This window comes from Limnohabitans sp. TS-CS-82 (genome assembly GCF_002943475.1).
The window spans coordinates 28,580-53,012 of sequence record NZ_PTQX01000016.1 but is presented as its reverse complement, the minus strand read 5'-3'; the positions used below and the strand labels follow the sequence as shown (position 1 = coordinate 53,012).

The 24,433-nt window shown below is 56.1% G+C and carries 26 protein-coding genes; 10 read left to right on the top strand and 16 right to left on the bottom strand.

Going from position 1 to position 24,433, the window contains the following annotated elements; genetic code table 11:
• The first annotated feature begins 109 nt into the window (after positions 1-109).
• Positions 110-1,189, top strand: coding sequence for a TRAP transporter substrate-binding protein (locus C5F52_RS24300; RefSeq protein ID WP_104800948.1), 1,080 nt, complete (start codon positions 110-112; stop codon positions 1,187-1,189).
• A 73-nt stretch (positions 1,190-1,262) separates the two neighbouring features.
• On the opposite strand, the gene C5F52_RS24295 is transcribed toward C5F52_RS24300, so the two are convergent.
• From C5F52_RS24295 to C5F52_RS24280, 4 genes are all read right to left on the bottom strand, one after another.
• Positions 1,263-1,778: a hypothetical protein gene (locus C5F52_RS24295; RefSeq protein ID WP_236657999.1), complete on the bottom strand. Its 516-nt coding sequence runs from the start codon at positions 1,776-1,778 to the stop codon at positions 1,263-1,265.
• Positions 1,779-1,852: 74 nt separating this feature from the next.
• Positions 1,853-3,373: a TRAP transporter large permease subunit gene (locus C5F52_RS24290; RefSeq protein ID WP_104800947.1), complete on the bottom strand. Its 1,521-nt coding sequence runs from the start codon at positions 3,371-3,373 to the stop codon at positions 1,853-1,855.
• Between the two features lie 12 nt (positions 3,374-3,385).
• Positions 3,386-3,925: a TRAP transporter small permease subunit gene (locus C5F52_RS24285; RefSeq protein ID WP_104801055.1), complete on the bottom strand. Its 540-nt coding sequence runs from the start codon at positions 3,923-3,925 to the stop codon at positions 3,386-3,388.
• 118 nt (positions 3,926-4,043) lie between these two features.
• Positions 4,044-5,165, bottom strand: a complete 1,122-nt coding sequence (locus C5F52_RS24280; protein WP_104800946.1) for a substrate-binding domain-containing protein — start codon at positions 5,163-5,165, stop codon at positions 4,044-4,046.
• A 61-nt stretch (positions 5,166-5,226) separates the two neighbouring features.
• On the opposite strand from C5F52_RS24280, the gene C5F52_RS24275 reads away from it, so the two are divergent.
• The 3 genes from C5F52_RS24275 to C5F52_RS24265 are packed head-to-tail and all read left to right on the top strand — an operon-like array spanning position 5,227 to position 7,480.
• Positions 5,227-5,964 carry an ABC transporter permease gene (locus C5F52_RS24275; protein WP_104800945.1) on the top strand — a complete coding sequence of 246 codons (738 nt, stop codon included), beginning with the start codon at positions 5,227-5,229 and terminating at the stop codon, positions 5,962-5,964.
• Positions 5,961-6,662, top strand: a complete 702-nt coding sequence (locus C5F52_RS24270; RefSeq protein WP_104800944.1) for an ATP-binding cassette domain-containing protein — start codon at positions 5,961-5,963, stop codon at positions 6,660-6,662. The genes C5F52_RS24275 and C5F52_RS24270 overlap by 4 nt, the downstream gene beginning before the upstream one ends.
• Entirely contained in the window at positions 6,659-7,480 is an 822-nt protein-coding gene (locus C5F52_RS24265; RefSeq protein WP_104800943.1) for a substrate-binding domain-containing protein, read from the top strand. Before C5F52_RS24270 ends, C5F52_RS24265 begins: the two co-directional genes overlap by 4 nt.
• Before the next feature lies 1 nt (position 7,481).
• Here the strand turns inward: C5F52_RS24265 and C5F52_RS24260 are convergent, their stop codons facing one another.
• Positions 7,482-8,573, bottom strand: a complete 1,092-nt coding sequence (locus C5F52_RS24260; RefSeq protein WP_104800942.1) for a helix-turn-helix domain-containing protein — start codon at positions 8,571-8,573, stop codon at positions 7,482-7,484.
• A 164-nt stretch (positions 8,574-8,737) separates the two neighbouring features.
• On the opposite strand from C5F52_RS24260, the gene C5F52_RS24255 reads away from it, so the two are divergent.
• Genes C5F52_RS24255 through C5F52_RS24230 form a run of 6 tightly spaced genes read left to right on the top strand, consistent with a single transcriptional unit; the run spans position 8,738 to position 13,298 of the window.
• Positions 8,738-9,214, top strand: a complete 477-nt coding sequence (locus tag C5F52_RS24255; protein ID WP_104800941.1) for a 4Fe-4S dicluster domain-containing protein — start codon at positions 8,738-8,740, stop codon at positions 9,212-9,214.
• 21 nt (positions 9,215-9,235) lie between these two features.
• Positions 9,236-11,083 (top strand): aldehyde ferredoxin oxidoreductase family protein, encoded by a 1,848-nt coding sequence (locus C5F52_RS24250; protein ID WP_104800940.1) that lies wholly within the window; start codon positions 9,236-9,238, stop codon positions 11,081-11,083.
• Positions 11,084-11,088: 5 nt separating this feature from the next.
• Entirely contained in the window at positions 11,089-12,429 is a 1,341-nt protein-coding gene (locus C5F52_RS24245; protein WP_104800939.1) for an NAD(P)/FAD-dependent oxidoreductase, read from the top strand.
• Positions 12,430-12,458: 29 nt separating this feature from the next.
• Entirely contained in the window at positions 12,459-12,713 is a 255-nt protein-coding gene (locus tag C5F52_RS24240; protein ID WP_104800938.1) for a MoaD/ThiS family protein, read from the top strand.
• 21 nt (positions 12,714-12,734) lie between these two features.
• Positions 12,735-13,049 (top strand): hypothetical protein, encoded by a 315-nt coding sequence (locus C5F52_RS24235; RefSeq protein WP_104800937.1) that lies wholly within the window; start codon positions 12,735-12,737, stop codon positions 13,047-13,049.
• A gap of 9 nt (positions 13,050-13,058) precedes the next feature.
• Positions 13,059-13,298, top strand: coding sequence for an oxidoreductase-like domain-containing protein (locus tag C5F52_RS24230; protein ID WP_104800936.1), 240 nt, complete (start codon positions 13,059-13,061; stop codon positions 13,296-13,298).
• Here C5F52_RS24230 and C5F52_RS24225 read toward each other — a convergent pair.
• The 11 genes from C5F52_RS24225 to serC all read right to left on the bottom strand — a co-directional run bounded on the left by C5F52_RS24225 (position 13,282) and on the right by serC (position 24,429).
• Positions 13,282-13,635 carry a helix-hairpin-helix domain-containing protein gene (locus tag C5F52_RS24225; protein ID WP_236657998.1) on the bottom strand — a complete coding sequence of 118 codons (354 nt, stop codon included), beginning with the start codon at positions 13,633-13,635 and terminating at the stop codon, positions 13,282-13,284. The genes C5F52_RS24230 and C5F52_RS24225 overlap by 17 nt on opposite strands.
• A gap of 11 nt (positions 13,636-13,646) precedes the next feature.
• A complete protein-coding gene (gene rfaD / locus C5F52_RS24220; RefSeq protein WP_104800935.1) occupies positions 13,647-14,645 on the bottom strand; it encodes an ADP-glyceromanno-heptose 6-epimerase in 999 nt (332 codons plus the stop codon).
• 64 nt (positions 14,646-14,709) lie between these two features.
• Positions 14,710-15,639, bottom strand: a complete 930-nt coding sequence (gene rfaE1 / locus C5F52_RS24215) for a D-glycero-beta-D-manno-heptose-7-phosphate kinase (protein WP_104800934.1) — start codon at positions 15,637-15,639, stop codon at positions 14,710-14,712.
• Complete coding sequence (gene lapB, locus C5F52_RS24210) at positions 15,636-16,787, bottom strand: lipopolysaccharide assembly protein LapB (protein WP_104800933.1); 1,152 nt, start codon at positions 16,785-16,787, stop codon at positions 15,636-15,638. Before lapB ends, rfaE1 begins: the two co-directional genes overlap by 4 nt.
• Positions 16,777-17,076 carry a lipopolysaccharide assembly protein LapA domain-containing protein gene (locus C5F52_RS24205; RefSeq protein ID WP_201747086.1) on the bottom strand — a complete coding sequence of 100 codons (300 nt, stop codon included), beginning with the start codon at positions 17,074-17,076 and terminating at the stop codon, positions 16,777-16,779. The genes lapB and C5F52_RS24205 overlap by 11 nt, the downstream gene beginning before the upstream one ends.
• 58 nt (positions 17,077-17,134) lie before the next feature.
• Positions 17,135-17,452: an integration host factor subunit beta gene (locus C5F52_RS24200; RefSeq protein WP_104800931.1), complete on the bottom strand. Its 318-nt coding sequence runs from the start codon at positions 17,450-17,452 to the stop codon at positions 17,135-17,137.
• Positions 17,452-19,131 (bottom strand): 30S ribosomal protein S1, encoded by a 1,680-nt coding sequence (rpsA, locus tag C5F52_RS24195; RefSeq protein WP_104800930.1) that lies wholly within the window; start codon positions 19,129-19,131, stop codon positions 17,452-17,454. The genes C5F52_RS24200 and rpsA overlap by 1 nt, the downstream gene beginning before the upstream one ends.
• 182 nt (positions 19,132-19,313) lie before the next feature.
• Positions 19,314-21,302 carry a bifunctional 3-phosphoshikimate 1-carboxyvinyltransferase/cytidylate kinase gene (locus C5F52_RS24190; protein WP_104800929.1) on the bottom strand — a complete coding sequence of 663 codons (1,989 nt, stop codon included), beginning with the start codon at positions 21,300-21,302 and terminating at the stop codon, positions 19,314-19,316.
• Entirely contained in the window at positions 21,303-22,202 is a 900-nt protein-coding gene (locus C5F52_RS24185) for a prephenate dehydrogenase/arogenate dehydrogenase family protein (RefSeq protein ID WP_104800928.1), read from the bottom strand. It abuts the gene before it with no gap.
• Between the two features lie 7 nt (positions 22,203-22,209).
• Positions 22,210-23,310 (bottom strand): prephenate dehydratase, encoded by a 1,101-nt coding sequence (gene pheA, locus C5F52_RS24180; RefSeq protein WP_104800927.1) that lies wholly within the window; start codon positions 23,308-23,310, stop codon positions 22,210-22,212.
• A 27-nt stretch (positions 23,311-23,337) separates the two neighbouring features.
• Positions 23,338-24,429 carry a 3-phosphoserine/phosphohydroxythreonine transaminase gene (gene serC, locus C5F52_RS24175; protein ID WP_104800926.1) on the bottom strand — a complete coding sequence of 364 codons (1,092 nt, stop codon included), beginning with the start codon at positions 24,427-24,429 and terminating at the stop codon, positions 23,338-23,340.
• Positions 24,430-24,433: the final 4 nt, after the last annotated feature.

The following is a 24,433-nucleotide window of genomic DNA, read 5'->3' as shown; positions in this document are numbered from 1 at the left end:
GCGCCTCTGAGGGTGTTCGCAACTGCATACAATGCCCCATCGTTTTGAAGCGCTCATCACAAATGTGTGTCGCAAAACGGTTTGTTTTAACAACTCAAGGGAGTCTTTCATGGACCGTCGTTCCGTTATTAAAAACGCTGGTATTGCAGGTATTTTGGCTGCCGGTGCAGCCCCAGCAGTGCACGCACAAGCCGCTATCCGTTGGCGCTTGGCTTCGAGCTTCCCCAAGTCGCTCGACACCATCCACGGTGCTGCTGACACATTCGCCAAGGCTGTCAAAGCCATGTCGGGTGGCAAGTTCGAAATCTCGGTGCACGCAGCTGGCGAAATCATGCCTGCGTTCGGCGTGGTCGATGGTGTGCAACAAGGCTCTATCGAAATGGCTCACACAGCCCCTTACTACTTCTTCGGTAAGGACGAAACCTTTGCTTTGGGTTGTGCCATTCCTTTCGGTTTGAACAGCCGTCAAATGACTGCTTGGATGTACGAAGGCAACGGCTTGAAGCTGATGCGCGAGTTCTACGCCAAGTACAACATCGTGAACTTCCCAGGTGGCAACACAGGTGCTCAAATGGGTGGCTGGTTCCGCAAAGAAATCAAATCGTTGAATGATTTGAAGGGCTTGAAGTTCCGTATTGGTGGCTTCGGCGGCAAAGTGTTGGAGCGTTTGGGCGTTGTGCCACAAAACATTCCTGGCGGCGACATCTATCCAGCGTTGGAAAAAGGCACCATCGACTCAGCCGAGTGGATTGGCCCATACGACGATTTGAAATTGGGCTTCAGCAAAGTGGCGCCTTTCTACTACTACCCAGGTTTCTGGGAAGGTGGTCCAGAGTTGGACTTCTTCATCAACGACAAAGCATTCGCTGCCCTGTCGCCTGAGAACAAGGCCATCGTGGAAGCCGCTGCTGCCATGGCACACACCGACATGCAAGCCAAATACGACGCACGTAACCCCGCTGCTTTGAAGCAGTTGGTGGGCTCTGGCACCAAGTTGCGCGAGTTCCCGAAAGACGTGATGGCTGCTGCTTTCAAAGAATCCATGGCTTTCTACGACGAAATCAGCGCCAAGAACGCGAACTGGAAAAAGGTCTACACCGACTACGCGAAGTTCCGTGGCGACTCCAACCTGTGGTTCCAATTCACGGAAGCCAAGTTCGACTCGTTCATGCAAAAGCAAAAGCTGTAATTCAGCCTTTGTGCAGGAACAAAAAAACCGCGCTACGGCGCGGTTTTTTTATGGGCCTTTGTTTTCAGTCTTTTTAAAACTCGCGAAACGCTGCCAGCTCTGCACTCAGGCGTTCGCATTCGGCTTGCACCTGTGGGCTGCTGATGTAGAACACGGCAAATTTGCCCATCAAGGTCCGCACATAAAAGCGTGGCGCCATGAACCACTCCAAGCCACGAATGCGGATGAGTTTGGCGTAGGCCAGTTCGTCGTAGCTCATGTGTTTGTCCCAAATCCAGGTTTGGTGAATGCCTTTGGCATCGAGTCGTGCACGGCTGTGCATGACATGCCATGTGGTCCAGGCGAGCAGGGTCCAACCCAACACAAACCAGCCCGCATTGCGTAAACCATTGACGCTGGTGTCGCCGCCAAATTTGCCTTGCTGCCACAGGGTCAGCAGCCAATAACCTGAACCCACCAAGGTGGTCCAGGTGATGGCTTGAAACCAGCGTGAGAACGCTGGACCTTCAACGCCATCGTCGATGGAGGGGTGAAACACAAAGGGTGTTGGGCCCAGGGCTGGCGTGGTGGTTTGTTCGGTGGTGGTCATACGGATAGGTGTGATGTGACTGGCAAGAAAAAGCCCCTCAGGCGTACCGGAGGGGCTGGTCGTCGTTGGGGACGTTATTTTTTGAACAAGTCTTCCATGCGCTTTTGCTCTTCGGCAGCGGTTTCGCCTGCTGCAGGCTTGGTGCCATCGAGCTTGAGCTCGGCTTCGGGTGTCTCTTGCTCGGTGGGCATTTCAATGACCACTTTATCGAGGTCGACCTTTTCTTCTTTGTCCAAGAACATGGTCACAGTCTCGGGCACGAAGATCACGATCACCACCAAGACCACTTGCATGATCACCCATGGAATGGCACCCATGTAGATGTCGTTGGACTTGACGGGTTTTTCGATGCGACCTTCTTTGAACAGGGTGTCCGCAATGCCGCGCAGATAGAACAGCGCAAAGCCGAAGGGCGGATGCATGAAGCTGGTCTGCATGTTCACGCACAGCAGCACGCCGAACCACACCATGTCGATGCCCATCTTCTCGGCAACTGGGCCGAGCATTGGCAAGATGATGAAGGCGATTTCAAAGAAGTCCAAGAAGAACGCCAAGAAGAAGATGAAGATGTTCACCACAATCAAGAAGCCCACCACGCCACCAGGCAAGCCTGTCAGCAAGTGTTCGACCCACTTGGCGCCGTCCACACCTTGGAACACCATGGAGAACACGCGTGAACCAATCAGGATGAACACGACCATGGCGGTGAGGCGCATGGTGCTGTGCATGGCTTCCCAAATCAGGTCTTTGTCCAAACGGTTATGAATGGCAGCCAAGATCAAAGCGCCCACGCAACCCATGGCACCGGCTTCGGTGGGGGTGGCGATGGCGGTGTTGATGCCCGGCAAACCGCCCATCGAGCCCAAGACCGCGAAGATCAAGAAGGCTGATGGGATGATGCCGCGCAAGCACTTCATCCACAGGTGGAAGCCGTCGGCTGTGCGTGCTTCTTTAGGAATGCCTGGCACGTGTTCTGGTTTGATCAAGCCGAGGGCAAATGTATAGAGCGCGAAGATGCCGACTTGCAGAATCGATGGGCCCCAAGCACCTTTGTACATGTCGCCCACAGAGCGGCCGAGCTGGTCAGCCATCACCACCAACACGAGTGAGGGTGGTACCAACTGGGTGATGGTGCCTGAGGCTGCCAGCACGCCAGTGGCGTAGCGCATGTTGTAGCCGTAGCGAATCATCACGGGCAGTGAAATCAAGGCCATGGCAATCACTTGGCCAGCCACCGTGCCGGTGATCGCGCCCAAGATGAAGCCTACGATGATGACCGAGTAGCCTAAGCCACCGCGCACGGTGCCAAACAGCTGACCCATCGAGTCGAGCATGTCTTCGGCGAGGCCACACTTTTCAAGGATGGCACCCATGAAGGTGAAGAAGGGGATGGCCAGCAACAAGTCGTTGCTGAGAATGCCAAAAATGTTCAACGGCAAGTTGGACATGAAGCTCACAGGGAACCAGTCCATGCTGATGGCGAAGAGACCACAAGCCAAGCCTAAAAATGCCAGCGAGAACGCGACAGGGAAGCCAATCAGCATCGTCAGCACAAGGCCGCCGAACATGATGGGTGCGAAGTTTTCCATTTGCATGATCGTGAGTCCTTATTGCACTGGCTTTTCGTAGTGCGTGTCCATTTCAAACTTGCCTTGCAAGTAAGCCACGCGCTTGATGATTTCACTCAAACCTTGCAGGAACATCCAAGCAAAGCCCAAGGGAAGAAGGAGCATGGCGGGCCAACGAATCAGGCCGCCTGCGTTGCTAGACATTTCGTTGGTGACCAGCATCTTGAGAAACAGAGGAAAGCTCAACCAAGCCAACATGGCCATCACGGGCAACAAGAACACCACCAAGCCAAACAAGTCCACGTAGACAGGCGCGTTCTTTTTGAGTTTTCCGTAGAACAGGTCCACGCGCACGTGTTCGTTGAGTTTGAGCACCAAGGGTGCGCCCAACATGACCGTGGCTGCGAACAAGTACCACTGAATTTCGAGCCAACCGTTTGAGCTGATGTCAAAGCCGTAGCGGATGAATGCATTGCCTGCCGAGATGACAGCGGCTGCTAATACGCCGAATGCCGCCAAGTGACCAAACTGTTCACTGATGCGGTCAACGCCTAATGCAAATTTAAGAAGTTTTGACACTGAGTGCCTCCATTTTTTGCCAACCCGTGATGGTACCAAGACAAACGCTTGCTGTGTCTTCACCCACATGAAGATTTCAGAGGTGACTTGAAATTAGTTCACATGCCCAGTGGTCTTATCAACTGGCCTTTTTGGTCCGTCTGAAGGTCCACCACGGCAGCTGTTGGTTCAGTGATTGCACCTGCCCACTGTCTTGGGCTGCGTAGCCCGGTAGGGCGTTGAGTACCTCATGCCAAGTAGGCGCTTGCAGCAGTGTGCGCAGGGCTTGTGTGGCGGGTGTGTCAAGCGCGGATTTGAGGCAAACCAAATGAAATTGTTCACGCACCAAGGGCACAAAGCCCAGGCTTCGTGCTGCGGCAGTGCTTTCAATTCCCAAGCCCACATCGCCCCGTCCTGAGGCAATGGCTTCGGCCAAAGCGGTGTGGGATGGCTCTTCCTCAGCGCTGCTGTTTAAGGCGTTTGGTTGGATGTGGTCTTGCCGCAGCAAGTCGTCCAGCAGCACACGTGTGCCGGTGCCTGGGCTGCGCTGCACAAACCGAGCTTGGGTGCGCACTACATCGGTCAAGTTTTGCAGCTGCAAAGGGTTACCCGCAGCGGTGATGAGGCCTTGAGAACGCGTGGCAAAGCCAATGATTTTGTGCAGGCCCGGCTGTAATAAATTTTTGTAGGCGGCCGCGGTGTGTGAGGCATCGCCAGGGTGGCTTTGCGTGTGAAAACCAGCCAAGGTGCAACGCCCTTCGTTGAGGGCGCGAATGGCGTCTACGCTTCCGCAAAAACGGATGTCCAAATGCAAACCTTCGTTGGCTGCGTGTTCGCGCAGGCGCGGCAATGCGTCGTCGTGGCTGGCATACAGGGTGAGCACGTGGGCGTCGGGGTCAAAAGCTACGGCAAAAGTGCGTTCTAGGTCTGCACGCAAAGCTTCTAGCTGAGGGGCTAAGCGGGCTTGGGTTTGGCGTTCGGCCCACATGAGCTTGCCACCAAATTCGGTCAGCTTGGCCGATTGGCCTTTTTCCCAAATGATGAGTTCGTGGCCCAGCACATCTTCCCAACGTTTGAGCTCACCCCACACGTGGCGATAAGACAAGCTGAGCTGTCGTGCGGCCGCAGAGATGGAGCCTTGTTGATCTACTGCTTGCAGCAAGTCCATCAAGGGATGACGCAACAAAGCAGCCTCGTTGTTTGAGGTTGTATCGCTGTCATCTCTGTGACTAAGTGTGTAGTGAAGGCTGACGCTATGCACGGATTTACATATGGTGGGGTATTAGGTAGCTGGCTACGATAACTGAAGTTTTGATTGATTTATGACGACGTTCACCGATACCGCGCTGACTGCGCTTCATTTACTGACTGAATTAGACCCCGTGCTTTGGTCCATTGTTGGCCGCTCACTGTGGGTGAGCGTGCTGGCTACGGCTATGGCGTGCAGCATCGGTGTGGTGCTGGGCGCTTGGCTGGGCGTGGCCCGTTTTACCGGGCGCGATGCGTTGCTGACGGTACTTAACACTTTGCTGGCTTTGCCCTCAGTGGTGGTGGGTTTGTTGGTGTATTTGTTGTTGTCGCGTACGGGGCCATTGGGATCACTGGGCTGGTTGTTCAGCCTCAAGGCTATGGTGCTGGCGCAAACCGTATTGGTGTTGCCGGTGGTCACGGCGCTCACGCGCCAATGTGTGGAAGATGCTGAGCGTAACCACGGCGAGCAGCTGCAGTCGCTGGGCGCCAAGCCTTGGCTGCGCAGCGTGCTGCTGGCGTGGGACGAGCGCTACACCTTGCTCACCGTGTTGATCGCGGCCTTCGGTCGTGCCATTTCCGAAGTGGGTGCGGTGATGGTGGTGGGTGGCAACATCGAAGGCTTTACGCGGGTCATGACCACGGCCATTGCGCTGGAAACCAGCAAGGGTGATTTGCCTTTGGCTCTGGCCTTGGGGCTGGTGCTCATGAGTGTGGTGTTGTTGTTGAACGTGTTGATTTCTGCGCTGCGTCGCTGGCGACAACGCATCGACGGTGCTGGCGCTGACCCCGTGCAAGGGGTGCTGGTATGAGCGCGGTGTTGAGTTTGAAAGATGTGTCGGTGCAGTTCGATACGCACATGGCGTTGCATGGTGTCAACTTGCAAATGAAGGCTGGCGAGCGTGTGGCTTTGGTGGGCGCGAATGGCTCTGGCAAAAGCACACTGCTGCGCGTGGCGCATGGCTTGTTGAAAGTTTCAAGTGGCAGCGTGTCTGTGGCTCCTGAGGTGCACCAAGCCATGGTGTTTCAGCGCCCGCACATGCTGCGCACCTCGGTGTTGCGATTTGTGGTGTGGGGTTTGTGGCTGCAAGGCACACCTTGGCGTGAAGCGCATGTGCGTGCCATGCAGGCGCTAGAGCGCGTGGGTTTGCAAGATATGGCTGAGCGTTCGGCACGCACTTTGTCGGGCGGGCAGCAGCAGCGCTTGGCACTTGCCCGTGCGTGGGCCTTGAACCCTAACTTTGTGTTGTTGGACGAGCCCACGTCTAGCCTTGATCCGCATGCCAAACGCGAGGTGGAGCGCTTGTTGGCTGAGTGGGTGGCATCGTCGAATGTGAGCCTGCTGTTCAGCAGCCACAACTTAGGCCAAGTCAAGCGCTTAGCCACCCGTGTGATTTATTTAGAGGCAGGCCGTGTGTTGGCCGACCTGTCCATGGAAGAGTTTTTCAATCGACCTTTGGGTGAGAGCCACCCCGAGGCACATTTGTTTTTAAAGGGAGAGTTGGGATGACACGTCGTACACATTTGGTTTCGTTGGCTGGTTTGCTGGCTGTGGCTTTGACATTTGGCAGCAGCGTGGCCCAAGCGCAAGCACCTAGCATCGTGATGGCGTCGACCACGTCCACCGAGCAATCGGGTTTGTTCTCACACTTGCTGCCGGCTTTCAAACAAGCCACGGGCATTGACATCAAGGTGGTGGCTCTGGGAACTGGCCAAGCTTTGGACACTGGTCGCCGCGGCGATGCAGATGTGTTGTTTGTGCACGATCAAGTGGCCGAAGAAAAGTTTGTCTCTGAAGGCTTTGGCGTGAAGCGCTTGCCTGTGATGTACAACGACTTCGTGCTGGTTGGCCCTGCGAATGACCCCGCCAAAACACGTGGCAAAGACATCGTGTCTGCCTTACAAAAAGTGGCCAACACGCAAGCCGGTTTTGTGTCACGCGGTGACAAAAGCGGCACACACGCGGCTGAATTGCGCTTTTGGAAACAAGCGGGTTTAGACAACAAAGGCGCAGGCTACAAAGAGTGCGGCTGTGGCATGGGCCCCGCGTTGAACATCGCCTCATCCACCGGCGCGTATGCGCTGACCGACCGCGGCACATGGTTGAATTTCAAGAATCGCCAAGACTTGCAAGTGTTGGTGGAGGGCGATAACCGTTTGTTCAACCAATACGGTGTGATGGTGGTCAACCCCGCCAAGCATGCCCATGTCAAAGCAGACGTGGCGCAGAAGTTTGTGGACTGGGTGGTGTCACCTGCAGGCCAAGCATCCATCAATGGCTACAAGATTGGCGGCGAGCAGCTGTTCTTTGCCAACGCCAACAAGTGAGTTATTTGTCGCCTGATTTTTGAGGTGATATTTTTCGATACAGCGTGGCGCGGCTGATGCCTAAGCGCCGCGCGGCTTCTGCCACATTGCCGCGTGCTTGCTGCATGGCACGGCGAATCAAATCAGTTTCGATGGCTTTGAGCACTGGGGCAGGTTGTGCGGCGATGGTCGATGTGCGTGTGTGGTCATCGAGCTGAATTTGCACTTGCAACCCCGTCCACAGCGGCACTTCGAGGCGTTGCTGTGGCGCTAAATCAAACAGTGACTGCCATGCGGTGGCAAACACATCGCCTGCATGTTCGGCATTTTGTAAATTCAAACCAGTGATGGCGCGTGCAGTACGGTTGGCGCACACGATTTGTCCATCGCTGTTCAAACCCATCAACCCATCGCTGTCGCTGCCGATGGACAGCCCCGCCCAATTGAAACGCAGCAACAAGGCGGGTGCCATTTGTTTGACCCAGTTGTTTTCGATGCTGCGCGCCGATTGCGCTGCGAGGTGTTGCAGCTCGGGACGCTCGGGCACATCCACACCGGTTAAATCCAACATGCCCACGCATTCACCTGTGGGGCCAAACAGGGGTGCTCCTGCACAGCTGTAGGCGGTGTTGTCGTTGAAAAAATGTTCGCCTCGGTGCAACCAAATCGGTTGGTGCTCGGCCAGCACTGCGCCGATGGCTGTGGTGCCTGCGTGTTGTTCGGACAGGTTGATGCCCACACGCGCAATGCGACTGGCACGTGCATCGTGTTTGTCAAACTCACCGCGTGTGTCGATCACCATGCCGTGTGCATCGGTCAACAGTGCAAAGTAGCGTGTGCCAGCAATGGCACGACTGAGGCGGTCCAGCTCCTCCTTGGCGGCTTGCAACATCGGTTGGTTGACCTCTTGCAGGCGTTGAACCTGAGCGCGGCTCACCGCCTCAAACGCTACCTGTTGCGATGGCGTGTGCCCCCATGCCAAGCAGCGTTTCCATGAACGCTCGATCCAGCTCTCGACCAAGGGGGCTTGTAAGCCTGTGCCTTGCTCAATCACCTGTTGACGCGCCTGCGCAATGCGGCTCAAGCGAGTGGCAGGTGTAGGCACGGTGTTCATGGTTGCGATTTTGTCCAAATTTGAGCAGGCGATCGCTTGGGCTGTCTCAAGTTGAGAAATTCTGAGGGGTATGCCTAGGAAGTCAAGGGTTATTCCCGAGCGGTGGTGTTGGGCGTTGTTCACAAAATCCTATGCAACACATTACATAGCCTTAGGAGACACAGATGCAAAAAATCTTGCACATCAACCCCGACAAATGCACCGGCTGCCTGCAGTGCGAGATGGCTTGCTCATTTGAAAACTACGGCACCTTTGCCACGGCCAAGTCCCGCATCAAGGTGTTTGACTTCCACGAGACAGGCAAAAAAGTGCCCTACACCTGCACGCAATGTGACGAAGCGTGGTGTTTGCATGCATGTCCTGTTGAGGCGATCACGCACGACAAAGTGACCGGTGCCATGGTGGTGAATGAAACCACCTGTGTGGGTTGCAAGGTTTGCACCATCGCATGTCCGTTCGGCACCATCAATTACGTGCAAGAGACAGGCAAAGTTCAAAAGTGCGATTTGTGTGGCGGTGACCCTGCCTGCGCATCGGCTTGCCCCACAGGCGCCATCACTTTCGTGGACGCCAACTGGACGGGCCTCGACAAAATGAAACAGTGGGCCGACAAACTCGGTAACCAACCCTCAGCCGCTTAAATCCAATTAGGAGCACACATCATGACTTGGGCTGGAAAAATTCTCCGTATCAACTTGACCACAGGGTCTGTCAAAACCGAACCCCTCAACATGCAATGGGCCCGCGATTACGTCGGCTCGCGTGGCTTGGGTTCTAAATACCTCATCAACGAAATCGACCCCAAGGTTGATCCGCTGTCGCCAGAGAACAAACTCATTTGGGCAACAGGTCCCTTGACAGGCACCATGGCTTCGACGGGCGGTCGCTACACCGTCATCACCAAAGGTCCTCTCACAGGTGCGATTGCTTGCTCTAACTCGGGTGGTTACTTTGGCGCTGAGCTGAAGATGGCGGGCTGGGACATGGTGATTTGCGAAGGCAAATCGCCCAAGCCGGTGTACCTCTACATCAACGACGACACAGTCGAGTTGCGCGATGCCTCTGGCCTGTGGGGCAAGAGCGTGTGGGAAACCGAAGCCGAGCTGAAGAAAACATTGCAAGACCCGCTGACCCGCGTTTCGTCCATCGGCAAGGCGGGTGAAAACCATGTGCTCTACGCCGCAGTGGTGAACGACTTACACCGTGCCGCAGGCCGCTCTGGCGTGGGCGCTGTGATGGGCAGCAAAAACCTCAAGGCCATTGCCGTTCGCGGCACCTTGGGTGTGGGCAATGTGCGTGACCCCAAAGCCTTCATGCAAGTCACCGCTGAGAAGAAAAAAATCTTGGCCGACAACGCCGTCACTGGTCAAGGCTTGCCCGCCTACGGCACACAAGTGCTGATGAACGTCATCAACGAAGTGGGCGCTTTGCCAACACGCAACCATCGCGATGTGCAGTTTGAAGGTGCGAAAGATATTTCAGCTGAGGCCATGGCCACACCACGCGAGACCGATGGCAAAAAACACTTGGTCACCAACCAAGCGTGTTTTGGTTGCACCATCGCGTGCGGTCGCATCAGCAAGATGGATGAGACCCACTTCACCGTGCAAAACAAACCTCAATATTGGGGTGCATCGGGTGGCTTGGAGTACGAAGCCGCTTGGGCTTTGGGTGCCGCCAACGGCGTGAAAGATTTGGAAGCGCTGCAATACGCCAACCTGCTGTGCAACGAAGAGGGCATTGACCCCATCAGCTTCGGTGCCACCGTGGGCGCGGTGATGGAGTTGTATGAAATGGGTGTGTTGACCCAAGAGCAACTTGGCATCGATGCCAAGTTTGGTTCTGCACAAGCCTTGGCTTTCTTTGCAGAAGAAACGGTCAATGGTCGTGGCTTTGGCATTGAAATCGGTCAAGGCTCTAAGCGCCTGACTGAAAAATACGGCCATCCTGACTTGAGCATGAGCGTCAAGGGACAAGAGTTCCCTGCCTATGACGGCCGCGCCATTCAGGGCATTGGCTTGGCTTATGCCACCTCTAATCGAGGTGCTTGCCACTTGCGCGGCTACACCATCGCTTCTGAAGTGTTGGGCATTCCTGTCAAGACCGATCCGTTGGAGCACGAAGGCAAGCCTGAATTGGTGAAGGCTTTTCAAGACGCCACCGCTGCTTTTGACTCATCAGGCTTGTGCATCTTCACCACCTTCGCGTGGGGCTTGGCCGACTTGGCGCCGCAAATGCAAGCCGCATGCAACGAGGACTACACCACCGAAGAGTTGGAAAAAATTGGTGAACGAATTTGGAACATGGAGCGCGAGTTCAACAATGCCGCAGGCTTCACAGCCAAAGACGACAGCTTGCCCAAGCGCTTGTTGACTGAGGCCGCCAAAACCGGCCCAGCCAAAGGCAAGGTCAGCATGTTGCCAACCATGTTGCCCAAGTACTACCAAGCGCGTGGTTGGGACAGCGAAGGCCGTCCAACGGCTGAAACCAAAAAACGCCTCGGTCTGTAAACGCCATGACCCATCACGTCATCCTTGGCGCTGGCCCTGCTGGCGTGATTGCCGCTGAAACCATTCGCAAGCACGCGCCCAACGACCGCATCACCCTCGTGGGGGATGAGGCCGAGCCGCCTTACTCGCGCATGGCCATTCCCTACTTGCTCATTGGCAACATCGACGAGCGAGGCACCTACTTGCGTAAATCGTCCAATCACTTTGGTGATTTGAAGGTTGCGCAAGTCCATGCACGCGCTGTGTCTGTGGATAGCAAAGCCAAAACGATTCAACTCGACAACGGCCAAGCCTTACAGTTTGACAAGTTGCTGATTGCCACAGGTTCACGCCCTGTGCGCCCGCCCATTCCGGGCATGGACAGCCCGCAAGTGCATCCGTGTTGGACCTTGGAAGATGCGCGCGCCATCATGGCGCTGGCGAAGCCCGGGGCACGTGTGGTGCAAATGGGTGCAGGCTTTATCGGGTGCATCATCATGGAAGCCTTGGCTTCACGTGGTGTGTCCCTGTCGGTGGTGGAAATGGGCGACCGCATGGTGCCGCGCATGATGGGGCCCGTGGCGGGCAACATGATTCGCGATTGGTGCGAGGCCAAAGGCGTGCAAGTGTTCACCAGCGCGAAGGTGCAAGCCATCGTGCCCAACGGCAGCGAAAACCCAGGCTTGCTGTCCAAGCTCGCCAATGCCGTGGGCTTGAGTGATGAGCCGACCGATGCCCCAGTGACGGTGCGTTTGTCGACAGGACAAAAACTGCCTGCCGATTTGGTGATCAGTGCCACAGGCGTGAAACCCTGTATCGATTTTTTGAAAGATTCAGGCGTCACCTGTTTGCAAGGCGTGCTGACAGACGAGCATTTGCAAACCAATGTGCCCGGCATTTATGCCGCCGGTGATTGTGCGGAAGCTTTTGACAAGGTCAGTGGTACCACCATCGTCAGCGCCATTCAACCCAATGCCGCTGAGCAAGCACGTGTGGCGGCTTTGAACATGGTGGGGCAAACGGCCACACTCAAAGGCGTGACGCAAATCAACGTGCTGGACACCTTGGGCTTGATTTCCACCAGCTTTGGCAATTGGCAAGGTGTGCCTGGCGGTGATCAGGTGTCGTTGACCGCAGCAGGTCGTCATCTGAGCTTGCAGTTCAAAGACGATGTGCTGGTGGGCTGCAACAGTGTGGGTTGGACAGAGCATGTGGGTGTGATGCGCGGCTTGGTCGAAGGCCAAGTGCATTTGGGCGAGTGGAAAGACAAGCTCAAGCAAGACCCCACCAAACTCATGGATGCTTACCTTGCCAGTGCACAAGGCCAAGGTGCATGGACGGGCGCAGGAGATACGCGCCGTCGTTGATGACTTGGCGGATGCGTTAACCTTGGCTCATGGACATCACCTTCAAACTTTTCGCCACGCTCACTGACTATTTGCCACCGAGCGCACGCCGCAGCAATGTGATGAACCTAGAGGTGGACGATGATGTGACGATTGCACAAGTCATCGAACCCTTTGGCATGCCTGAGAAGTTGGTGCATTTGGTGTTGGTCAACGGCACTTACATCCCGCCAGAAGACAGAGCCACGAAGGTTTTGGTCGATGGTGATGTGTTGGCCATTTGGCCGCCGATTGCGGGCGGTTAAACCCGTACGAGTGACGGCACTGTGCAAGCTTTTTACGAAGCCACTTTTTCTCGTGAGATGGGTTGTACCGAGGTCGAGTGGTTGGGCTGGTTGCCAGCCGCCATGGGGACTCACCATTGGCAGCGCAACGGGCAAAGCGCATGCGTGGACATTCAAAATGCCGACGGTTCGCAAGGGCAACTGAACCTTCGTTGGCAAGAGGCTCAGCCTCGTCGAATTGCGTTGATCAGCATTCCACGCTTGCTCGTGAGCTTTCAGTTTGAGGGCTTGAACGACGGGCAACGCTACACCTTCATGCGGCGCTTTGACCTCTACATGCAACGCGGCGGCGGATAAGATGCGCGCATGTCTGTGGCTGTGTTGCTCAAAATGCCGTTGTTGGATGCGTCAAATGCGCAGGCCATGTTTGCCTACGCGCAGCGCTTGGCGATAGACCAAGGCCTCACCCTCAGAGCCACACCACCTGAACCTACCACCTGCTGTGGACGCGGTTGCAATGGGTGTGTGTGGGAAGGGTTCTTTGCAGCTGCCATATTCTGGCGTGAAGATGCCGTAGAGGCATTGAACGCTACATCTCAGGCTTAGCGCTGAATGCTTGGCCGTTCACCGTCAAGCCTTGTTCTGAAAACTGCTGCGCTTTGTTTTGACGAATGCCTGAGACGCGTTGCATCAGATCGTTCCAGTCTTTGAAGGGGCCTTGTGTGCGAGCTTTGAGCACCTTGGCGCTGAGTGCTGGGCCCATGCCTTTGACACTGTCTAATTCGGCCTCGTTAGCTTGGTTGATGTCTAGCGCTAAGGCCATGTCGCAGCACATCAGTGCGACAGCAGCGCTCAACCATACGCGCGATAAACCCTTCTGTACGCTGCGTATCGTCGCCTTGAACATCGAGCAACCACCGAAGTCGTTTTGCAAGATGTTCATGGACGGCGTGCTTACTTGCTCAAAGTCGCCATGTATTGCGTCACACCGCTTTGCACATCGGCAAATGCGTGGTCGCAGCCGCTGGCGCGCAGGTTGGTCAGATCGGCTTGTGTGTAGCACTGGTATTTGCCACGCAGTGCGTCGGGGAAGGGTACGTATTCGATCAAGCCCGCTTTAGCAGCACCGGTCAAGTCCAACGTAGCTTCAACTTTTTTGGCACGCATGGCGTTAACTACGGACAAGGCCACATCGTTGAACGGTTGTGCGCGGCCAGAGCCGAGGTTGAAGATGCCAGATTTGTCTGGGTTGTCTAAGAACCACAGGTTCACAGCGACCACGTCATCGATGAAGACGAAGTCGCGCATTTGCGCGCCTTGGGCGTAGCCGCCGTATTCGCCAAACAACTTCACTTTGCCTTCAGCGTTGAATTGGTTGAACTGGTGAAACGCCACGCTGGCCATGCGGCCTTTGTGTTGCTCGCGTGGGCCGTACACGTTGAAGTAGCGAAAGCCCACCACTTGGCGCTTGAACTTTTTGAAGTTGTTGTTGCACTCCAAGCGCATGCGTTGGTCGAACAGCAACTTGGAGTAGCCGTACACATTGAGCGGCAACTCGTATTCAGGCGTCTCAATGAAGGTGTCGCTGCCGCCGTAGGTGGCAGCTGACGAGGCGTAGAGCAAACGTGTGCCAGCCTGTTGGCAGGCATTGAACAAACCACACGAGAGCGTGTAGTTGTTGTCCATCATGTACTTGCCATCGCTCTCCATGGTGTCGCTGCAAGCGCCTTCGTGAAACACGGCTTCGACTTTGCCGAAGGCGTTTTCGGCAAAGAGTTCATAGAAGACATCCTTGTCGAGGTAGTCGGCAATCTTCAAATCGGCGATGTTGCGAAACTTGTCGCCTTCTGTCAGGTCATCCACCGCGATGATGTTGGTGATACCGCGAGCATTCAAGCCCTTGATGAGGTTGCTGCCGATAAAACCAGCGGCGCCTGTGACGACGATTTTCATAACTTCTCCAGATTCATCAAGGCACTTTGCGTAGCCCTTGGTTTTGTATTTATCGGGCCTGGACTTAGGCCATCAATTCTTCGTAGCTGACCGTGGCCGTACCAAACTTGCCCACCACCACGCCACCTGCTTTGTTGGCCAAAGGCATGGCATCACGTAAGCTCAAGCCAGCCGCCACGAGAGTGGCCAAGGTGGCAATCACGGTGTCGCCAGCGCCTGTGACGTCAAACACTTCGCGTGCTTGGGCAGACACAGTCAATTCGCCTTGCGCATCGAACAAGGTCATGCCTTCTTCGCTACGGGTAAGGAGCAGTGCGTCGAGTTTGAGCTCTTGGCGCAAGGCGTGGGCTTTTTGCACCAGCTCGGCTTCGGTGCTCCACTTGCCAATGACTTGTTCGAGTTCCGCGCGGTTGGGCGTGATGCAAGTTGCGCCTGCGTAGCGTGAGTAGTCGCTGCCTTTGGGGTCAATCAACACAGCTTTGCCAGCGGCGCGAGCAGCTGCAATCATTTGCGACACATGGGCCAAGCCACCTTTGCCGTAGTCGGAGAACAGCACCACGTTGTGTGTGGGCAGCAGTTGTAGAAATTGGTCGGTTTGCGAGGCCAGCACTTCGTTTTGAGGCGTGTTCTCAAAGTCCACACGCAGCAGCTGTTGTTGGCGGCCAATGATGCGCAGCTTGACGGTGGTTTTGAGTTGGCTGTCGCGCCCTAAGTGTGGCGCGATGCCGGTCTTTGCCACCAAGTCTTCCAGCAAGTGGCTGGCTTCGTCGTCGCCGACGACGGACAAGAGCGAGGCTTTGCCACCCAAGCTCACCACGTTGTAGGCCACGTTGGCGCAGCCGCCCAAACGGTTTTCTTCACGGGTGATGCGCACCACAGGCACGGGAGCTTCGGGGCTGATGCGGTCGACGGCGCCATACCAATAGCGGTCTAGCATCACATCGCCGACGACCAAGACGTGGGCAAGGCTAAGTTGTTGTATGTTCACTGTCATAGTTCTTCCACGCGACGGGCGGGGTAGCTGTCCCAAGCTTGGCAGCCTGGGCATTGCCAAAAGTGTTGGCTGGCTTCAAAGCCGCAGGCGGCGCAGCGGTAACGTTGCAAAGGTTTGGCGGCGCGCTCTAAGGCGCGTTGCACTTGCGGGTGAAATTCTTCGTGCTCAAATTTTTCGTTGGCAATCCACTGCGTTGCAGCGACCAACGAAGGTTCTCGTTCTAAATGCTTCGCAAACAAGCCACCCGTGTTGGTTTCACCTTGCGCTTTGCGCAGCGTGACGATGGCGTTGAGCACATCGAGTGAGGCTGTTTTGGCGTAGCTGGTTTCTAGCAAGGCGATGGCTTTGGGCGCGCAGTGCAAAGTTTGCGCCAATGCGGCGAGCTTCGGCGCGAGCAAAGGCAAAGAGGCAGGCACTTGTGTGGCCAAGTTTTCCAGCGTGGCGTAGGCTTCGCTGGCGCGGCCTGTTTGCTCATAGGTCTTGGCCAATGCGATACGAGCCCGTGCGTTGTTGGGGGCTGCTTCTGTGGCTTGCTTTAGCAAGGCCACGACTTGATCGGTATGCTGTGCCACATCCAAGCTTTCGGCTTCTTCGCACAGGTAATGTGCCAAGCGGCCTTGGAAACTACCTTGTCCGCTATTGCTGAGCTTTTGTGCGATCACCGAGGCCTTGGCCCAGTCGCGTGAGCGTTCGTAAATGCTCAGCAAAGCCAAGTGGGCTTGGGCTTCGTGGGCGGTGCCTTCAAGTTTGCTTAAGGCGTCTTCTGCACGATCAAGCAAACCGGCTTTGAGGTAGTCCAAAGCCAAGGCATGTTGCGCGCGGTCGCGGTCGGCTTGGCTCAAATCGCCACGAGACAGCAGGTGTTGATGCACACGCACGGCGCGTTCGTATTCGCCACGGCGGCGAAACAAATTACCCAAAGCAAAGTGCAGCTCAGAGGTGTCGGGGTCGTGTTGCACGGCCTCGATGAAAGCATCGATGGCTTGGTCTTGCTGTTCGTTCAGCAAGTAGTTCAAGCCTTTGAAATACGCTTTTGGAGTTTGTCGGTTTTCAAGGCGCAACTGGCGCAAGTCCATGCGCGAGGCCACCCAACCCAAGATGAAGGCCAAGGGCAAGCCCAGCAAAATCCAGCTGAGGTCAAATTCCATGTGTAGGGTCCGCAGAAGAGGGGGCTGACACTGTCGGCTCAGAGGTTGAGGTGTTGGCCAGTTTGGCCAAGCGACGGTGTTTCCACCAGCGCGGCACCATGCCAATGACGCCTACCGCTACGCCCATGACGAAGACGGTCAGCAGCACCAACACCAACGGCGCGCTCCAGGTGGTGCCAAAAAAGAAATGGACCACGGCATCGTGTTGGTTGTTCAGCGCGAAAGCGAACAGGGTAAAAAAAATGGCTGCTTTCAGTAACAACTGAAGCAGCCACATGAGGTTTTTCAAGTTAGCTCCTCTGTGACGAGGACCATTTTAGCCTTGCGGCTGCTTGAAAAACTGTTTCTCAACCTTTGAGATCAGACTCCGCCAACAATTCCTTGGTGCGTGTATCCACCGCTTCGCGCAGGGCTTTGCCCGGCTTGAAATGAGGCACGCGCTTTTCAGGAATCGCCACGCTTTCGCCGGAACGCGGGTTGCGTCCCATGCGAGGAGGGCGACGGTTGATCGAAAAACTGCCAAAGCCCCGCAATTCAATGCGGTGCCCGCGCACCAGCGCGTCGCTCATCGCGTCAAGAAGCGTCTTGACAGCGAACTCGGCATCGCGGTGCGTGAGCTGCCCAAAGCGGGCAGCCAGTTCTTCGACCAGGTCTGAACGGGTCATCAGTTGTTGTCGAGCTTAGCGCGCAACAGAGCGCCCAAGCTTGTGGTGCCAGCGTTTTCGCTCTTAGATTGGCTAGACAAGGAAGCCATGGCTTCTTGTTGGTCCACAGCGTCTTTGGCTTTGATGGACAACTGGATGTTGCGGGTCTTGCGATCCACGTTCACCACCACAGCAGTCACTTCGTCGCCAACTTTCAACACGTGGCTTGCGTCTTCCACGCGGTCGCGTGAAATTTCGCTGACGCGCAAGTAACCGACGATGTCTTCGCCGAGGTCGATTTCAGCGCCCTTAGCGTCCACAGTCTTGACCTTACCGGTGACAGTTTGGCCTTTGTCGTTGATCGACACGAAAGTGGTGAATGGGTCTGAGTCGAGTTGTTTGATGCCCAAGCTGATGCGCTCACGGTCCACGTCCACAGCCAAGACCAAAGCCTCAACTTCTTGACCCTTCTTGAATTCGCGCACAGCGTTTTCGCCGGTTTCGTTCCAAGACAAGTCAGACAAGTGAACCAAACCGTCGATGCCGGCAGCCAAGCCAACGAACACGCCGAAGTCGGTGATGGACTTGATTGGGCCCTTCACGCGGTCGCCGCGCTTGGTGTTTTGAGCGAAATCTTGCCAAGGGTTAGCTTTGCATTGCTTCATGCCCAAGCTGATACGGCGCTTGTCTTCGTCGATCTCGAGGACCATGACTTCGACTTCGTCGCCCAATGACACGATCTTGGAAGGAGCCACGTTCTTGTTGGTCCAGTCCATTTCAGACACGTGCACCAAGCCTTCGATGCCTGGTTCGAGTTCCACAAACGCGCCGTAGTCGGCGATGTTGGTGATCTTGCCGAACAAGCGAGTGCTTTGTGGGTAGCGGCGGTTGACGCCCATCCAAGGATCGTCGCCCATTTGTTTGAGACCCAAGGACACGCGGTTTTTCTCGGTGTCGAACTTGAGGATCTTGGCAGTGATTTCTTGACCAGCCGTGACCACTTCAGATGGGTGACGGACGCGGCGCCATGCCATGTCGGTGATGTGCAACAGGCCGTCGATGCCGCCCAAGTCCACGAATGCACCGTATTCGGTGATGTTCTTGACCACACCATTGACGATAGAGCCTTCTTTCAAAGTCTCCATCAACTTGGCGCGCTCTTCGCCCATCGAAGCTTCCACCACAGCGCGGCGTGACAACACGACGTTGTTGCGCTTGCGGTCGAGCTTGATGACTTTGAATTCCATGGTCTTGTTCTCGTAAGGAGACAAGTCTTTGATCGGACGTGTGTCGATCAATGAACCAGGCAAGAAGGCGCGGATGCCGTTGACCAACACGGTCAAGCCACCCTTGACTTTGCCGCTGGTTGTACCAGTGACAAACTCGCCAGATTCCAGAGCTTTTTCCAAGCTCATCCACGATGCCAAACGCTTGGCAGTGTCGCGGCTCAAAATGGTGTCGCCGTAGCCGTTTTCAACGCTACCGATCGCAACTGACACGAAGTCACCAGCTTGGACTTCGAGCTCGCCCTTGTCGTTCTTGAATTCTTCGATTGGCACGTAGGCTTCAGACTTGAGGCCAGCATTCACCACAACGTGGTTGTGCTCGATGCGGATCACTTCAGCAGTGATCACTTCACCGGTGCGCATTTCGGAGCGCTTCAGAGATTCTTCAAATAGGGCGGCAAAAGATTCAGACATTTATTTCCTTTGTCTCATCACGGGAAAGCGGGCAGCGTAACTGCTGCGCCACATGGGCCTGCGATAAGCGGTGGTTTTGTGGCGTGAGCCACGGGTTAAGTTTTAGATCCGTAGGGCCAGTGCGCCAATGTGCAGCGCGAGGGGAGCCTAACGGGCCAGGTTTTGCAGCCTATTTCAAAAATTTAAAACGGCTGCTTTGCTTGCCACCACGTCAACACTTGATCTACCGAGGCTTCGATAGAGAGCGATGAGTTGTCGAGTTGGTAAGCATCTTGTGCCGCTTTCAAGGGCGCCACGCTGCGCGATGAATCGCGTGCGTCGCGGGCCTCTAAGTCGGCGCGAAGACTGTCAAGTGTAGTCGAAATACCCTTTGAAATCAATTGCTTATGACGACGTTCGGCGCGTTGCGCGGCGCTCGCCGTCAAAAACACCTTCAAAGGCGCATCAGGAAAGATGACAGTGCCCATGTCACGGCCATCGGCCAACAGGCCGGGTAGGCGCTGGAAATTGTGCTGTAGGGCTACCAAAGCGGTACGCACGGTAGGTAAAACAGACACTTTAGAAGCATTCATGCCCGCTTGTTCGGTGCGAATGGCGTTGCTGACGTCTTCTTGCCCCAACCACACGGTGTCGCCTTCAAAGTGCACGGGCAGGGTGCGGGCGAGGTCGGCAATGCTGGCTTCGTCGTTGGCTTCTAGTGACAGGCCTGCTTTCAGGGCGGCATAAGCCGTTACGCGATAAAGCGCGCCTGAATCGAGATAGTGATAGCCCAAAGTCTGCGCCACGCGGCTGGCCAAGGTGCCTTTGCCAGAAGCAGTGGGGCCGTCGATGCAAATGACGGGGATGTCTTGGCTGTTGGCGTGCGACACCGAGAACAAAGCCTCGAAGTAATCAGGAAACGTTTTAGCCACGCACTTGGGGTCTTCGATGCGAACGGGCACTTGATCGGCATTGAAAGCGGCGAGCGAGAAACACATCGCCACGCGGTGGTCGTCGTAAGTGTGGATGCTGGCGGCTTTCCAGCCATCTTTCAGTAGAGGGTGAACCGTGATCCAGTCTGGGCCTTCTTCCACAGTTGCGCCCAGCTTGCGGCATTCGGTAGCCATGGCTACGATGCGGTCGGTTTCTTTCACACGCCAGCTGGCAATGTTGCGCAGGGTGGTGGGACCGTCGGCATAAAGCGCCATCACAGCTAGGGTCATGGCCGCATCGGGGATGTGGTTGCAGTCGAGGGTGATGCCTTTGAGTGGCCAAGCGCCTCGGTTGATTTCGAGCCAGTTGGGGCCGCTGGTGATCTTGGCACCCATTTGTGCAGCGGCGTCCATGAAACGGATATCACCTTGAATGGAGTCTGCGCCCACGCCTTGAATGCGGATGCCAGAGCCCTCAGCGATGGCTCCTAAAGCGATGAAGTAGCTGGCAGAAGATGCATCGGCCTCGACGTGAATCGTGCCAGGCGATTGATAGCTGCACCCCTGCGGAATGGTGAAGCGCTGCCAGCCATCACGCTTCACCGCAATGCCGTAACGCGCCAACAGATTGAGCGTGATGTCGATGTAGGGCTTGCTGATGAGCTCGCCCACCACGTCAATCACGATGTCTTGTGTTTTGGCTACCAAGGGCAAGGCCATCAACAACGCCGTGAGGAACTGGCTGGACACATCGCCACGCACTTGAATAGGCGCATCCACTTTCAGAGCAGGCTTACCAATGTGCAGCGGGGGAAAACCGTCGTTACCCAAGTAGTCAATCGAGCAACCGAGCAAACGCAAGGCATCGACCAAGTCACCAATCGGGCGCTCGTGCATGCGCGGCACGCCTTTGAGTGTGAAGTCACCACCCAACACAGCGAGCGCAGCAGTGAGTGGGCGCATGGCAGTGCCAGCGTTGCCCATGAAGAACTCAATCGCGTCGTGGTGTTTGAGCGCTCCACCCAAACCTGTGATGGTCACGGTCGTGCCTTGCACATCCAAACCGCAGCCGAGTTGGCCTAGTGCGGCCAGCATCACGCGGGTGTCGTCGGAGTCCAGCAGGTCGTGCACGATGGTGGTGCCTTGGCACAGCGCCGAGAGCAACAGCACACGGTTCGAAATGCTTTTGGAGCCGGGTAGGGTGACGGTGCCAGAGGCGCCTTGCAGTGCAGGAAGGTCGAGAAAGGCTGTAGAGAACATTTATTTATCTTCAGAAGCTGAGTTGCAAGCGTTGCCCGCTTGCAGTGTCCAAGCCGAGCGCACATCGCTGGCTTGTTGAATCAGGCGTTGCAGCGCTTGAGCGTCGCCGAGTTTCAAGGCGTCTTCAAATTGGTCGAGAGCGGCGCGAAAGTGCGCCACTTGCGTGAGCACTTCTGCGTGGTTGGCACTCAAGATGTCGCGCCACACCGATGAATCGCTTGCAGCGATGCGTGAGAAATCTCTGAACCCAGGCCCGGCCATGTCCAAGAAAGCTGCCCCTTGCGGCTGAGCCATCAGTGCGTTGACCGCAGCAAACGCCAGCATGTGTGGCAAATGGCTGACGGCAGCAAACGTGGCGTCATGCGCCTCGGGTGTCATGGTGCTCACATGGCTGCCCACGGCTGTCCACACTTCGTGTGCAGCTTGAAGGCGATGAATGCCAGTTTTGGGAAGCGGCGTGAGGATGGTGCGGCGTTCTTGGTACAGCGTGCTTTCAGCGTGTTCGATGCCAGCCACTTCTTTGCCTGCAATCGGGTGGGCGGGCACAAAGCAACTCAGACGTTCGCCCAAGGTGGCTTGTGCGGCAGTAATCACATCGCATTTGGTGGAGCCCACATCCATCAGCAAAGTGTTGGGTTGCAACACGTCGCGCATGGCAGCAAAACTGCTGTGCATCGCGCCCACGGGCACGGCGAGCAGTACAAGGTCTGCGCCTTGCACGGCTTCGGCCACACTCGCGCAGGCTTGGTCGATGACTTTGAGTTCAACCGCGCGTTGGCGTGTTTTGTCTGAAGCGCTGAAGCCGACGATGGTTTGCACCAAACCTGCCTCGCGCAAGGCGAGCGCGAACGAGCCACCCATCAGGCCACAGCCGATCAAAGCAAGCCGTTGGAACCTCATGCAACGGTCACTCTGAAACCGGGTAAGAACCCAAGACTTTGTAAAACGCGCACAAGCCTTGCAGCTCATGCAGCGCTGCCGCCACATGAGGCTGGCTCACGTGGCCAGCGATGTCGATATAGAAGTAGTACTCCCACTGGCCCGATTTGGCAGGACGTGACTCAAAGCGCGTCATCGACACGCCGTTGTTTTTGAGCGGCACCAGCAGGTCGTGCACAGCACCCGGACGGTTGGGCACCGACACCACCAAGCTGGTGCAATCGTTGCCCGATGCAGGCGGTGTGGCCAAGGTTTGGGGCAGCGCGATGACAGCAAAACGGGTGCGGTTGTAGGCCTCGTCTTGGATGGCGTGGTGCACGATGTGCAAGCCAAATTGGCTGGCTGCACGCTCGCTGGCCAGCGCGGCCCAAGCAGGGTTGGTGGCAGCCAAGCGTGCGCCTTCGGCGTTGCTGGCCACCGCACGACGTTCGACGTGTGGCAAATGTTGAGACAACCAACCTTGGCACTGCGCCAAAGCTTGGGGGTGAGCCATGACCACTTCGATGCCGGCATCGGAATTGGTTTGGCGCATCAAGTTGTGGCGCACCAAGAGGCTGACTTCACCCACCACATGCACGGGCGAGCGCAAGAACAAATCGAGCGAGCGGGCGACCACACCTTCAGTGGAGTTTTCCATACCCACCACGCCGTATTGGGCTGTGCCCGCAGCGGTGGCGTGGAAGACTTCGTCGAAGTTGGCGCAGTAAATCAGGTTGGCTGCGCTGCCAAAAAATTCAATCGCGGCTTGCTCGCAAAACGTGCCTTGGGGGCCAAGCACCGCCACGCGCTGCGGCGCTTCGAGGGCCAAACAGGCGGACATGATTTCACGCCAGATGGAGGCGATGTGTTCGTTTTTGAGCGGGCCAGGGTTGGCTTGGGTGATCTTGTCGATCACTTGCGCCACACGGTCGGGGCGGAAGAAGGGTGAGCCTTCGGCGCGTTTGATTTCGCCCACAAGCTCTGCCACTTTGGCGCGGTCGTTGACCAGCTGCAGCAGTTGTTTGTCGAGTGCGTCGATTTGCACGCGCAAGGCGGCAAGGGCTTCAGATTGAACGGGTTGTTGGCTCATGGTGTTGTTGTTCGTTCAGATGCTCAATCAAGCCTGTGTTTTTTCAAACGCTTGCATGTAGCTCACCAGCGCTTGCACGCCCTCGATGGGCATGGCGTTGTAGATGCTGGCGCGCATGCCGCCGACCGACTTGTGACCTTTGAGCTGCAACAAGCCTGCGGCTTTGGCACCGGCCAAAAAAGCGTCGTTGCGTGACTCATCTGCCAAGAAGAAAGGCACGTTCATACGCGAGCGGCAGTCGTGCGCGACCTTGTTGCTGTAGAAGCTGGAGTTGTCTAAGAAGTCGTACAAAAGCTTGGCTTTGGCGATGTTTTGTTGTTCCATCGCAGCCACGCCACCTTGGCGCTTGAGCCATTGGAAGGTCAAGCCTGCCATGTAGATGCTGTAGGTGGGCGGCGTGTTGTACATCGAGCCGTTGTCAGCCACAGTTTTGTAGTTGAATGCGCTGGGGCATGCTTTGAGCGCGTGGCCCAGCAAGTCTTCGCGCACGATGACGAGCGTCACGCCTGCGGGGCCAATGTTCTTTTGTGCACCACCAAAGGCCACGCCGACTTTTGACCAATCGACAGTGCGCGAGAGCACGTGTGAAGAGAAGTCAATCACCAGCGGTGCATCAGAGCCCAAGGCTTTGAGGTCGGGCAGGATGTGGAACTCCACACCGTGAATGGTTTCGTTGGTGCAGATGTGCACGTATTGCGCACCCGCACTGAGTTGCCATTGCGCTGCGGCAGGGATAGACGTGAAGTGGCTTTCAGCACCCGTGGCTGCCAAATGCGATGTGCAGTATTTGCTGGCTTCTTTGTAAGACTTCTCGCTCCAGCTGCCAGTGACCACCACATCAACGATTTCGCCGCGTGAGAGGTTCAAGGGCACGATGGCGTTTTCTGCCAAGCCACCGCCTTGCATGAACAAGATTTTGAAGTTGGCTGGCACTGCCAACAGCTCGCGCACATCGGCCTCGGCCTGTTCGTAAATGCTGATGAACTCTTTGCCGCGATGGCTCATTTCCATCACGCCCATACCGCTGCCATGCCAATCGATCATTTCAGCAGCGGCTTGCTGCAAAACCTCCAGCGGCATGGCCGCTGGACCTGCAGAAAAATTGAAGGGGCGAGTCATGCTT